The 12,376-nt window shown below is 48.6% G+C and carries 11 protein-coding genes; 3 read left to right on the plus strand and 8 right to left on the minus strand.

The genetic code is table 11. The features are described 5' to 3' along the window. The first annotated feature begins 76 nt into the window (after positions 1-76). Positions 77-1,357, plus strand: coding sequence for a citrate synthase (locus M0L20_RS11520; RefSeq protein ID WP_232561116.1), 1,281 nt, complete (start codon positions 77-79; stop codon positions 1,355-1,357). 209 nt (positions 1,358-1,566) lie between these two features. On the opposite strand, the gene M0L20_RS11525 is transcribed toward M0L20_RS11520, so the two are convergent. From M0L20_RS11525 to M0L20_RS11540, 4 genes are all read right to left on the minus strand, one after another. Next, positions 1,567-2,805: a DUF3667 domain-containing protein gene (locus tag M0L20_RS11525; RefSeq protein ID WP_248477093.1), complete on the minus strand. Its 1,239-nt coding sequence runs from the start codon at positions 2,803-2,805 to the stop codon at positions 1,567-1,569. Between the two features lie 168 nt (positions 2,806-2,973). After that, positions 2,974-4,068: a recombinase RecA gene (recA, locus tag M0L20_RS11530; protein ID WP_232561118.1), complete on the minus strand. Its 1,095-nt coding sequence runs from the start codon at positions 4,066-4,068 to the stop codon at positions 2,974-2,976. Between the two features lie 291 nt (positions 4,069-4,359). Next, entirely contained in the window at positions 4,360-4,830 is a 471-nt protein-coding gene (locus tag M0L20_RS11535; protein ID WP_232561119.1) for a DUF8785 domain-containing protein, read from the minus strand. Positions 4,831-4,984: 154 nt separating this feature from the next. Continuing rightward, on the minus strand, positions 4,985-6,226 hold the full coding sequence (locus M0L20_RS11540) for an ABC transporter permease (protein ID WP_232561120.1): 1,242 nt from the start codon (positions 6,224-6,226) through the stop codon (positions 4,985-4,987). Between the two features lie 269 nt (positions 6,227-6,495). Between M0L20_RS11540 and ggt the strand changes: the two genes are divergently transcribed. Continuing rightward, positions 6,496-8,301: a gamma-glutamyltransferase gene (ggt, locus tag M0L20_RS11545; RefSeq protein WP_232561121.1), complete on the plus strand. Its 1,806-nt coding sequence runs from the start codon at positions 6,496-6,498 to the stop codon at positions 8,299-8,301. A 51-nt stretch (positions 8,302-8,352) separates the two neighbouring features. On the opposite strand, the gene M0L20_RS11550 is transcribed toward ggt, so the two are convergent. From M0L20_RS11550 to M0L20_RS11560, 3 genes are all read right to left on the minus strand, one after another. Next, entirely contained in the window at positions 8,353-8,943 is a 591-nt protein-coding gene (locus M0L20_RS11550; protein WP_232561122.1) for a DUF4142 domain-containing protein, read from the minus strand. A 54-nt stretch (positions 8,944-8,997) separates the two neighbouring features. Further along, a complete protein-coding gene (locus tag M0L20_RS11555; RefSeq protein ID WP_248477094.1) occupies positions 8,998-9,900 on the minus strand; it encodes a flavin reductase family protein in 903 nt (300 codons plus the stop codon). A 92-nt stretch (positions 9,901-9,992) separates the two neighbouring features. Then, the gene (locus M0L20_RS11560) at positions 9,993-10,430 is read right to left on the minus strand and encodes a MarR family winged helix-turn-helix transcriptional regulator (RefSeq protein WP_232561124.1); all 438 of its coding nucleotides are present in this window, start codon (positions 10,428-10,430) and stop codon (positions 9,993-9,995) included. 350 nt (positions 10,431-10,780) lie between these two features. Here M0L20_RS11560 and M0L20_RS11565 point away from each other — a divergent pair, with 350 nt between their 5' ends. Continuing rightward, positions 10,781-11,677, plus strand: coding sequence for a nucleotidyltransferase family protein (locus tag M0L20_RS11565; protein WP_248477095.1), 897 nt, complete (start codon positions 10,781-10,783; stop codon positions 11,675-11,677). Between the two features lie 69 nt (positions 11,678-11,746). Here M0L20_RS11565 and M0L20_RS11570 read toward each other — a convergent pair whose 3' ends face one another. Continuing rightward, a complete protein-coding gene (locus M0L20_RS11570; protein WP_232561126.1) occupies positions 11,747-12,319 on the minus strand; it encodes a DUF4136 domain-containing protein in 573 nt (190 codons plus the stop codon). Between the last annotated feature and the right edge of the window lie 57 nt (positions 12,320-12,376).

Raw genomic sequence — 12,376 nt, forward strand, 5'->3', positions numbered from 1 at the left:
GCCCGGCATGGACGTGACCCGACACTCAACGAGCTGCTAATCCATTATATCTGAATACTCTACCCTGATTTTTTGTATGGCCAACACTGCTGAACTTACTGTCGATGGTAAATCGTACCAATTTCCAACCTTTGAAGGAACGGAACACGAAAAAGCCTTCGACATCTCTAACCTCCGTGACCAAACCGGCTACGTCACCCTAGACCGGGGCTACAAAAACACTGGTGCCACCAAAAGCGCCATTACATTCCTAGACGGTGAGCAGGGTATCCTGCAATATCGGGGGTACTCGATTGAAGATTTGGCCGCCAAAGCGTCATTCCTTGAAGTGGCTTATCTGCTTATCTACGGTGAGCTGCCAACGAAAGAGGAGTATTCCAAATTTGAGAACGCTATTCGGCGTCATACCCTGGTGAACGAAGATATGCGGAATATCTTCAACGGTTTTCCCGTTAGCGCTCACCCGATGGCCGTTCTGTCTTCGCTCGTGAGTGCGATGAGCGCTTTTTATCCTGATTCGCAGGACGAGAAAGGCGACGTTGACAAGCATATCGTTCGGTTGCTGGCGAAATTGCCAACGATTGCGACCTGGTCGTACAAGCGGGGAATGGGCCATCCAACCAACTACCCGAAAAACGAACTCGATTATATTCCCAACTTCCTGCACATGATGTTTGCGCTGCCGGTAGAGGAGTATAAAGTTGATCCGGTTGTAGCCGAAGCGCTGAACATTCTGCTGATCCTGCACGCTGATCACGAACAGAACTGTTCAACGTCAACGGTTCGGCTGGTCGGTTCGTCGCAGGCCAACATCTATTCGTCGATTTCGGCGGGTGTAAGCGCCTTGTGGGGACCTCTGCATGGTGGTGCCAACCAGGAAGTAATCGAAATGCTCGAAGCGATTAAAGCAGATGGCGGTGATGTAAGCAAGTATGTGGATATGGCGAAGAACGCCAAAACAACGGGCTTCCGTCTCTTTGGTTTTGGTCACCGCGTCTACAAAAACTTTGACCCACGCGCTAAGATCATTAAGAAAGCGGCTGACGATGTACTAGGTAAGCTTGGCGTAAACGATCCTGTTCTGGAGATCGCCAAAGGTCTGGAAGAAGCCGCGCTGAATGACGAGTACTTCATCCAGCGGAAACTTTACCCGAACGTTGATTTCTATTCAGGGATCATCTACCGGGCGTTGGGCATTCCAACCAACATGTTTACGGTTATGTTTGCCATCGGTCGGTTGCCGGGCTGGATTGCGCAGTGGAAAGAAATGCGTGAGCAGAAAGAGCCAATCGGTCGGCCACGGCAGATTTATACAGGAGCAACGCTACGTGAGTTTGTTCCCCTCGAAAATCGGTAAGCAGTTACTATACTGTAATACTAAAAAACCCCAGTCGTCCAACTGGGGTTTTTTAGTACTCTAAGCGACTGTCTAAGAATTTGTCTTGTACCATTTTGTAGGAGGGATCTTCGGAGATAGTATAATATACCGGTTCGCGGAGATCCCTCCTACGTCGGGATGACAAAAACACTCGTTTCGATCCGTCCAGGACAAAATTTATACAGCCTTTAAAAGGTTAGAAAGCCAACTCCGAGAGCACCTAACAGGAAAAACATAGCTGTGAGGCCGTACATCATGCTCAGCAGGAAAAACTTGAGGATTGTCTTACCCCACGACTGTCCATAAACGCGCTTGATCGAGAGGAGGAAATAAAGCCAGCTAATCCAAAAGGTCCACAATAATACCGATGAGCTGAGTTTTGGATTGGCAAAAAATGTGGTGGCCAGTGCGATTGAAAAGAGCAGAAAGAGAACGGTATGAATATGTACGGAGAAAATCAAATGCTCGTAATAGAACCGACCGCGTCGAAAATAAAAGAGTAACAGCAGGATGGCGACGAACGGCATCAGGATAAACATGACGACAGAAAAGTTTTTCATGATCGCATGTAGCAGTTCATGGGTATTCTCGCCTTTCATCAAATGGGAAAATTTGCCCTGTTGCCCGTATAGCTTTCTCGTAAACCAATTGGGCGTACTTCCTTCGGCTCGGATGAGTGAATCGATCTGTACGCTGGACATCTGCCCTAGTTTCGCTTCGTAATTTTCCCGTTCCTCCTTTGTTTTAAACTCTTTGCCCATCATATTGGAAAAAGATAGTGACAATGTCGGTTGCTGAGGAACAAGGGCGATCAGCTCACGCAGCTTGGTCTGGTTTGAGTCGACTACGGTTAAATTAGCCTCCTTCAACGTAGAATCCAGTTGGGCTGGCTGGAGTCGTTTGATACGGCGGGCCGTTCGTGCCAGACCCTCTCTGGTCAGTGATGTATTAACGTCAATCTTTCTGGCCATTCTATGCAGCCCACGACTACGAAGTAAACTATCATTGCTAATCAGATCTTCAATGTCAACTCTTATCACGCTGGAAGCGTCAGTTGTGTCGGTGCCTGATACATTCTTCAAGCTGTTTATTCCCTCTTCCAACTGGTGGTCGGCGAATTTTCCAATCAGAAAGAAAAAGATAACGCTCACGAAAACGTAAAGGCGGGCAGGTGGCACATACCGCGCCCGTTTTCCTTCCAGAAACTCGGCGGTCATCTTACCGGGGCGGGTAAAAATGGCTTTTAGCGAGTTCCACAGCTTGTTATCAAAATGCGTGATGCTTTCAACAAACTCGTAGATGATGTGGCCCAGGGGCAGCTTGACTTCGTGGTTTTCCTGCCCACAGTTCGGACAAAAATTGTCATGGGGACTAAGGTTTTGTCCGCAGTTGGGACAAACCGAGAGTTTGTTGTGATGGTTGGACATTCGGTGTTAAATCGGTTGATGGGGCAACTGCCTCATCGCGTTAGGTAGGTGAATTGACGAATGAACACAGCGAATGCTAGTTGCTTAGCCGTGGTACGTACATACAAAAATAAAAAAAGAGGTGGCTGAGAAAACTCAACCACCTCTTTCTGTACAGATTTATGAAGCTTAATCGTCAATTTCGCCTTCATCGTCAGCATCAGTGCCTTCGATAACAGGGTCAAGCAGCGCATTTTCGTCTTCAGAAATTTTCGTCCGGATTTTATTTTCCAGTTCTGCCATCAATTCAGGGTTGTCGAGCAGCAGTTCTTTAACCGCGTCACGTCCTTGAGCCAGACGGCTGGTACCGTATGAGAACCAGGAACCTGATTTCTTAACGATATCCATCTCAACAGCTAAGTCAAGAATTTCGCCGACTTTCGAAACGCCCTGGCCGTACATAATGTCGAACTCAACCACTTTGAACGGAGCGGCCAGTTTGTTCTTCACGACTTTCACTTTCGTGCGGTTACCAACAACGTTGTCGGCACCTTCTTTGATCTGGCCGATACGACGAATATCGATCCGAACCGACGCGTAGAATTTTAGGGCGTTACCACCGGTCGTTGTCTCGGGGTTACCGAACATCACACCGATCTTCTCACGCAGCTGGTTGATGAAAATGCAGCAGCAACCGGTTTTGTTGATCGTACCGGTCAACTTCCGCAGCGCTTGCGACATCAATCGGGCTTGCAGACCCATTTTGCTTTCTCCCATTTCGCCTTCAATCTCGGCCTTCGGCACAAGAGCGGCAACGGAGTCAATAACGATAATATCAATAGCACCTGAGCTGATCAGATGTTCCGCAATTTCGAGGGCTTGTTCGCCATTATCGGGTTGCGAGATCAGCAGGTTTTTGGTATCAATACCAAGTTTCTCGGCGTATACGCGGTCGAACGCGTGTTCGGCGTCGATGAACGCAGCTAGGCCACCGTTCTTCTGGGCTTCGGCAATGCAGTGCATTGTAAGCGTGGTCTTACCTGACGATTCAGGACCGTAGATTTCAACAACGCGGCCGCGTGGCATTCCACCAATACCCAATGCCAGATCAAGCCCCAAAGAACCCGTTGAGATAACCGGAACGTCGACAACTTTGGTTTCGCTCAGGCGCATCACGGTGCCTTTTCCGAACGCTTTGTCTAACTTCTCAATGGTGGTTTGAAGGGCTTTTAACTTGTTGTCATTAGCAGATGCTGTGGCTTGCGCCGTATCTGATTTTGCCATGTTAGGATGGTTGTTTAAACAGATAAAATTAACGAAAAAGGCCCAGATTACCAAACGGATTTTTGAAATAATTAAGGCGTTTTAGACTTCCTGAAAGCACAAATTTTAGGCCAGTTTATAAGTCTATAATACTAAGCCTGTTAGCGCTTAAAAAGTTATCGGTCTAGCGCTTCGTATAACCCAAACACCTGCCTTTTCTATTGATTATCAATAAATTGTAAAATGAACAAATAAAAACGGACAGCTCAGGCGTTGGAGCTGTCCGTTTATGAAAATGATAGTCTAAATAGGCTAAATGGTCGAGTCGGCGTTGACCGGCTGCTGTTGCGTTGGAGCCGGTTGCGCTTGCTGCTGCTGACCACCCGGATAACCCGGATTTGTACCATACGGATTCGGTGGTGGACCGACCGCTTCTACGTCCGTGATGTAGTATTTCGTTTCTCCGTTCCAGGGAAATTTGATAATCTTTTCTTCGTAGTGAAGCGTGACCCGCTGGCCGGTTTTTACCGCATCGGTGAGTTTTTTGGCTACGGCTTCATCTTTGACCGAGAAGTCGAAATATTGGGGCGTCAGCGAGCCGGTTTCGCCTGAAAAACCACCAACGTTCAGCACGCCTTCGTAGGTTTTGAAAAGGTAGCCCCGGCGGCTAAATTTAGAGATCGTACCAGCTCGTTCGCCATCACTGAAGCTCCAGCCGGTAAGCGCGTATAGAACGCCAAAAACAACTAATAAGAATAATACAAAGTACAATAATCCTCGCATCGATTTGGTCAGTTAAGTTGCGGTTTACTTTGTGCAAATAGACAAAAATTTTAAACAAGTTCAGAAAACAGAACAGAGTCTGCCTTGAATTGTTCGCGAAATGCTATTAACGACAAAGGAAGGGGATAACTGCGCCCAATTGATCATTCGTAACCTACTTCGATCGGATCGCAATAACGGGATCGAGACGCGACGCTGAGTAGGCGGGAATAATGCCAGCCAGAACACCGATGACGCTAGACACGCCCAGGCCCAGGCTTATGTTGCCAATGGTCAATTCCAGCGTAAGGGTACCCAACTGTATAAAGGACAGCAGATAAACCAGCGCTATACCCGCCAGACCACCCACCAGACTTAGCAGTACGGATTCAAACAGAAACTGGAAAAGAATAAAGTAATTCTTGGCACCGAGCGATTTTTGAATGCCAATAATATTGACGCGTTCTTTGACGCTTACAAACATGATGTTGGCTATGCCAAAGCCACCGATCAGGATCGAGAAACCGCCGATTACCCAGCCAGCCGTGGTCAGTACGGCGAAGATACCGCTGATAAACTTAAACAAGGCTTCGGGACGGTTAATGGCAAAGTTATCTTCCTGCGTGGGTTTTAAACTCCGACGCGTGCGCATGATGCCCCGGATTTCACCTTCCAGATTTTCCAGGCCGGGGTCGCTGTCGTATCCTTTGGCAAAGATGGTGATGCTGGGATTGAGAGATGCAAAGTACTTGGCGTAGGTGTTGTAAGGGATCAGGCAGCGTTTGTCCGCGCTACCGCCGATTTCCAGAACGCCCGAGCCTTTTTTCTCCTGAATGCCAATGATCGTAAAATTCAAGCCTGCCACCTTCATAGCCTGGCCAACCGGGTCCTGACCGGGGAACAAGGTTTCGGCTACCTCCGATCCGAGAATGACAGCGTTTCGGGAGCCATCCTGTTCCTGAGCGGTAAAGTAACGGCCATCGGATAGCGCAACATCGGTAACCTGGTTATAATCGGAGGTAACACCCGACAGGCGGATTTTCATGCTGTTATTACCGTTCTTGACGGTCACCCCGTTTTTGCCGCTGGCTGCGGCTACAGCTTCGGCGTCTTCGAGGTGCTCGTGGAGGTAGCGGAAGTCAGCATACTTGAGTTCGGGACGCTGAAAGTACTTCCACCATTGAAAAGGACCATCGAATGTCCAGGGAATCTTCTGAATGTATAACGCATTGCTGCCGAGCACGTTTACGCTATCCTTGACATTGCGTTCCAGCGAATCTACTAGTGTAAACACGGCGATAATAGAAAATATACCGACAGTTACGCCCAATAAGGAGAGCGTTGTGCGCAGGAGGTTGGAGCGAAGTGCCTGCCACGCAAACCGGAAACTTTCTAATACCTGACGGAGAAATCGCATGGTGATTGTATAATTCTGACAGAAGTTATCTCGTCAGTCTAACAAATAAAAAAATAAAATCCGTCCATACCCAATTGTTTCGGACAAGCAGGCCGTTCCAGCGGATGAATGGTTCATTGTATAAGCATCGGGGCTAGGTTAGTTACCCAAGGATTACACGACCAGTCGGTAACCTTCTTTTACGTCGTTTCCTCCCCATTAATTCACTGCGGATGAGTAACGCAAATTTTGTAGTTTAGTGGTTTACAACCGCCTTCCCGCAGTTCTGTATGAAAAAAAATAGTATTTATTATCCTTCCCTACTACTGTTTGCCCTTGCTGTTGCTTCCTGCAAAACGCAGACATCATCTACCGGAACCAGTGCAAAAGTTGGGCAGAGTCAGGGTGTTTACCAATATCGTGACGAAGATCCAACCGTTAAACCATTTTTCTCGGACCGTCAGGGTGTAATTGGCCGTAACGGCATGGTAGCGTCAGCCCATCCGGAAGCTTCTCAGGTCGGATTAACCATTTTAAAAGCGGGGGGCAATGCCGTTGATGCTGCCGTAGCTGTACAGTTTGCGCTGGCGGTGGTGTATCCGGGGGCGGGTAATATTGGTGGTGGTGGATTTATGGTTTACCGGGATAGCCAGGGCAAATCCTATACGATTGATTACCGCGAAAAAGCCCCTGGTCAGGCCAGTAAGGATATGTACCTCGATTCGCTCGGTAACGTTCGCCAGGGCCTGAGTATCAGTGGTCATTTAGCCAGCGGTGTGCCCGGTTCGGTAGATGGAATGGCCGAAGCCCATAAGCGGTTTGGTAAATTACCGTGGTCGCAGGTGATCCAGCCCGCTGTCGATCTGGCTCAGAAAGGTTTTGCGCTGACCGAACGCGATGCACTGGGTTTAAATCGAATCAAAACGGACCTGAATACCATCAATCCGGGTAAGCCTTATTTCCTGAAAAGCACCGTCTCTACCGATACGGTTACCTGGCATAAAGGGGACTTGCTGGTCCAGAGTGATCTGGCGAAAACATTGCAACGTATTCAGGCGCAGGGCCGCGCCGGGTTTTATGAAGGCGAAACCGCGCGGCTGCTCGCTGAAGAAATGAAGCGGGGAAATGGCCTGATCACCGAAGCAGATTTGAAAAATTACCACGCTGTCTGGCGCGAACCGATTCAGGCGAACTACAAAAACTACAAAGTCATCACCATGCCGCCAACCTCCAGTGGCGGTGTTGCGCTTGTGCAGTTGATGCGCTTTACAGAGCCGTATCCACTGCGAAAATGGGGCTGGAATCGTGACTCAACGGTGCAGGTAATGATTGAGGCCGAACGCCGTGTTTATGCAGACCGCGCGAAGTTTCTGGGTGATCCGGATTTTGTTAAGGTACCCGTCGATAATTTGATCGATCCGGGTTACCTGCGCACACGCTGGACAGACTTCTCGTTTGCCAAAGCGACCGACAGCAAAGCCATCAAAGGCGGTACGATTCCGGGTTACGAAAGTCTCGAAACGACGCATTTTTCCATTGTTGATAAAGAAGGGAACGCGGTGAGCATCACGACCACGCTGAACGGTGGTTATGGTAGCCGGGTTGTTGTGAACGGAGCCGGGTTCTTTCTAAACAACGAAATGGACGATTTCAGCATTAAGCCGGGCGTTCCCAACATGTTTGGATTGATTGGCAATCAGGCGAACGCAATTGCGCCGAACAAGCGAATGTTGTCATCGATGACACCTACGATTCTGGAAAAAGACGGTAAGCTGTTCATGGTTGTTGGAACGCCGGGTGGTTCTACGATCATTACCTCGGTTTATCAAACCATTCTTAATGTCATTGAACACGGCATGACGATGCAACAGGCCGTTAACGCACTGAAATTTCACCATCAATGGCTTCCCGATAAAACAACGTTTGAAAACGGTGCCTTTTCTGATCAGACAGTTCAGATGCTGCAAACGCGCGGTTATATCCTTGAAAAACTAACCAATACACTTGGCCGTATGGACTGCGTCTTGATTCGTCCCGACGGTTCGTACGAAGGGGCATCGGACCCAAGAGCCGATAATACCGCCAGAGGATACTAAGTTGACCGCTGGACGGACGGAAGTAGAAGAATCAGTCCGTCCAGCAATAGACTAATCCAGTACGTTTTTCAACTGTTTCGCCAAATCCTTATGCTTACCATCGTCGGTTACTAGCTTCTTTATGAACGCTTTTACACCATCGTTCGGAGCAAGGTCCTGAAGATCATCGGCAACCGAGAGCGCGTCGTCGTTGACGGTCGCCATGTTGTCGAGGTATTGCAGGTCGAACTCGGTGCCCGCATCCATCCCGGTTAGTTTACCCAGCGCACTTTTGCTTTTATCCGAGAGTTCAGTCGGTAAGGTTACGTTCATTTGCTTGGCGAGCGATTGCAACGTCTTGTCGTGCTGCTGATGCTCGTTCATGGCCCGCTGGGCAAAGCCTTTTACCTCAGGATTGGTCGCTTTCTGAAGGGCTACTTTACTCAATTCATATTCAGTCATGCCGCTATTTGACAGGTGAACCATATAACGGCTTACTTTTTTGGCGTCTTCACGGGCGTCGTTACTAACCGCTATGGCCTGTTTCTCAATGCGTTCATCGTTGATCTTATCGGCTTTATCGGTACTGTCGTTACCGGACGAACAGCCGAAAACGAAGGATAAGCCTAGAAACAAGCTGGGGATCAATACAGTGGATTTCATCGTGTAGTTCATTTTGCTGTTTTATGACAACACGCTTTTGAAACACTTGTTCGTTTACCGGACTTGCAGCAGCGTCAGCCAGGCGTCTTTAACATTATTGTTGGCAAGAAGCTGCCTGGCCCGCAGATGGAGCAAATCCGGCAAGTATTGACAACCGTAGCGAGCCTCGTCAAATAGCTCATTTAAAACGCCCGTTTCTTTAAAGGCTTCTATTTCATCAGTTGTCGGAAGCGCGTTGAAGCTGCCTAATTTACCTAAATCGTTGCCCGTTAAAATCGGGCTGTTGCGGATAGAAGCCGGGATCTGGTCAACGCCAATGCCTACTTTAGGGCGAGCTACTTCGAATAATGCATCGCCTTGAGCGCGGGCGTACCAGTCGCCACCCATACGGCCAATTAAATCAATACGGTGCGGATGGATAGCGCCTGTTTCGTCAAAAATGCTGTCGTGGACGTGCGCCATGACTACCTCGCAAATAACCAGATGACCCGCGCCGGGCGTGTCCTGCGTGGATTGGTTATTGGTTGGAATAATCTGTTTGACGACACATTCGTAGGCCGCAGGTGATTCGGCGACTCTTGGTGGACGGACTTTATCGGAAGCCACAGCCGTAAAACCCGCTTTTTCAAACTCATTGACGCCACGCTCGAATTCTGCGCTGGCCAGCGACATTTGCTCGACCATAGTATAATTGACAATGTTAATGACCACTTCGCCTACCTCTTCCAGATTCAGCAATGTGTGTTTCTTTTGACCGTGCCGGTTGATGGTCGGCGCAAACACCACCGTTGGCGGGTTGTAGCCAAACAAATTGAAAAAGCTAAACGGACTTACGTTAACATTTCCCTGGGCATCAACCGTACTGGCAAATGCAATCGGTCGGGGACCAATCGTACCAATCAGATACCGGTAAAATTCATTGGGTTTCAGGTCGGCGGGGTTGATGGTTTTGGTCATCACAGCAAGAAAAGAGACAAGTTGTGGGAATTGCTTCAGGTGGTGGCAGGTTGTCTAGCCTGCAAGAACAGGTGAAGGCAGACGCTTAGCCGCTATTGGCTGATGTTCGTATAAATCGAATCCATGATCCGGACAAAGTGCTGGTAATCTTCCTCGCTTAACTCACCCCAGCCTTTGCGACGCATCGCCGACACAATGGGCAGCACTTCATCGTGTTTTGCTTCACCTGTTTTGGTCAGGTACACCAGAAACTTACGTCGGTCACTATCAGCCATGCGCCGTTCGGCCAGCCCTTTTTGCGAAAGCAAATCGATGATACGGGTTACGGTCGGCGCATCTTTCGTGGTTATTTCCGAGATGGTGTTCTGACTAATGCCGGGGTTACGGTAAAGATGATCGATAATAACCCACTGATCGACTGTCAAATCAAATCCGGCATCGTTGAATTGCTTTTGAAGCGCGTTGCGGATTTTCTTTATCGTGGTGTCAATCTTAAAAAAATAGGCCCGGCTGTCGGAGGGATGCGTCATCGATGAGTGGCATTGGTTGATAATGATCCTGAGAAAAAGCTACGGAGGACTTACCACCGCGAAGCTACTGACAAAACGTTAACCGGTCACTATGCTTGTGAGAGGGCCTGTTTATCGCCAAAAGAATCAGGGTTGCTGGAAGGACAGGGTATGTAGTAGACAACCGTTGTTTTGAACAGAATCCTTACGATAACTAATTCAAATTGTATGTTGTTAAGAATGAATTACCTTAAAGAATGGCGCAAGGGATAAATGAATAGTAAAGGCGCTTTGATTAGGTAGCCGAAATCTTTTGCCTAATTTTGGCGCTGACTGACGATAACAGATTATTGACAAACAATTAAACACTAATGCAACCTACCCTTTTAATTCTGGCTGCTGGTATGGGCAGCCGTTATGGCGGTGTCAAGCAACTCGATCAGTTCGGGCCGAACGGCGAGACAATCATGGATTATTCGTTATTCGATGCGATCCGGGCGGGCTTCGGAAAGGTCGTGTTTATCATACGGGAAGAATTGCGCGCTGATTTTGAGGAGATATTCAACGAAAAACTAGCCGGAAAAATAGAAGTAGATTATGCGATTCAGTCGCTTGATGCATACGTTCCCGCCGAGCTGGGGGAAGTGAGACGCACGAAGCCCTGGGGAACGGGTCACGCCATGCTCTGCGCCAAAAACCACACGATGACGCCTTTTGCTATCATCAACGCCGACGATTTCTACGGCCTCGAAGCGTTTCAACTGATCGGTGAATTTTTGAAAACGGATACCGACGATCAACTGCACGCCATGGTTGGTTATGAAGTGAAAAACACGTTATCTAAATACGGTTCGGTTTCGCGGGGTGTGTGCGAGGTAAATGATAACGGCAACCTGGCGTCGGTCATCGAGCGGACGAAAATCTACGAAAAAGAAGGACGCATCGTATACGAAGAAACCGATGGTGATACGCTTTTGTCGCCCGACACGCCCGTTTCGATGAATTTCTGGGGTTTCAAACCCTCCGTATTTCCGTCTCTAGAACGCCAGTTCGAAACGTACGCCATTGCAAATATCGATTCGCTAAAAGCGGAGTTCTACATTCCGACCGTTATGACGACGCTTATTCAAACCGATCTTGGACACTGTAAAGTATTTCGCAGTCAAGGGGAGTGGTTTGGCGTAACCTATCCCGACGATAAGCCCATTGTACAGGAAGCCCTAAAGCGGCTCCACGATGAAGGGAAATACCCGGATCAGTTGTGGTAAACCGAAAATGGATCACGAAAAAGCCCGCTATCGTTTAATGATAGCGGGCTTTTTCGTAGTATAAGCCTGTTAACTGTTTCGTTCCGGGTATTTTTCAACAATCCGCTCCACTTCTTTAGTCAGCTGAGCCGTGATTCGTGATGGGTCAGCTACCGCGTTTTCGACGGCACCACGCCAGACCAATTTACGGGTACGCGCATCGACCATATCAACTACGAGTATGCCCGCTTTATACTGCTCTTGCGTGTACTGCTGACCACCCCATCCCCACCAACCGGGACCCCAGCCGCCATAGCCCCACCGACCCCAGCCCATGTAAGGACCGTAAAAAGCGGAGTTTGGTGTCGAGACCGTGCGTGTTTTGTCTTCCACGAAAAAGTGGTAGCCAATCAGAAGATCCGGCTTGGTGTTGCTTTCTTTGAGACCCTTTTGGTTCAGCACCCCATTGACCGTGTTCTCCACACTTTCGGTTGCTAGTTGATTGTAATAAACAGGGTTTTGGCCCGCTTTTACGTCGGAGTCCATCCAGGCAAAGGTTTTGTATTTGCTGAAGTCCGTCCGGCTGCTCTTATCGACCGCTACGCGCGGTGAGCACGCATAAATTATCGCCAGTAAACTGGCTAGCATCAGTACCTTTCTCATAACGTTTTGTTGTTTACTTGCTTTTGTAAACGGGTTGATTTATGGAAAGGTTTGCAA

Source organism: Spirosoma liriopis, from assembly GCF_023196085.1.
GTDB classification, from domain to species: domain Bacteria; phylum Bacteroidota; class Bacteroidia; order Cytophagales; family Spirosomataceae; genus Spirosoma; species Spirosoma oryzicola.

Coding starts and splice junctions, on each gene's coding strand:
- M0L20_RS11520 (WP_232561116.1), top strand. CDS start 77: ATGGCCAACACTGCTGAACTTACTGTCGATGGTAAATCGTACCAATTT.
- M0L20_RS11525 (WP_248477093.1), bottom strand. CDS start 2,805: ATGTCCAACCATCACAACAAACTCTCGGTTTGTCCCAACTGCGGACAA.
- recA (WP_232561118.1), bottom strand. CDS start 4,068: ATGGCAAAATCAGATACGGCGCAAGCCACAGCATCTGCTAATGACAAC.
- M0L20_RS11535 (WP_232561119.1), bottom strand. CDS start 4,830: ATGCGAGGATTATTGTACTTTGTATTATTCTTATTAGTTGTTTTTGGC.
- M0L20_RS11540 (WP_232561120.1), bottom strand. CDS start 6,226: ATGCGATTTCTCCGTCAGGTATTAGAAAGTTTCCGGTTTGCGTGGCAG.
- ggt (WP_232561121.1), top strand. CDS start 6,496: ATGAAAAAAAATAGTATTTATTATCCTTCCCTACTACTGTTTGCCCTT.
- M0L20_RS11550 (WP_232561122.1), bottom strand. CDS start 8,943: ATGAAATCCACTGTATTGATCCCCAGCTTGTTTCTAGGCTTATCCTTC.
- M0L20_RS11555 (WP_248477094.1), bottom strand. CDS start 9,900: ATGACCAAAACCATCAACCCCGCCGACCTGAAACCCAATGAATTTTAC.
- M0L20_RS11560 (WP_232561124.1), bottom strand. CDS start 10,430: ATGACGCATCCCTCCGACAGCCGGGCCTATTTTTTTAAGATTGACACC.
- M0L20_RS11565 (WP_248477095.1), top strand. CDS start 10,781: ATGCAACCTACCCTTTTAATTCTGGCTGCTGGTATGGGCAGCCGTTAT.
- M0L20_RS11570 (WP_232561126.1), bottom strand. CDS start 12,319: ATGAGAAAGGTACTGATGCTAGCCAGTTTACTGGCGATAATTTATGCG.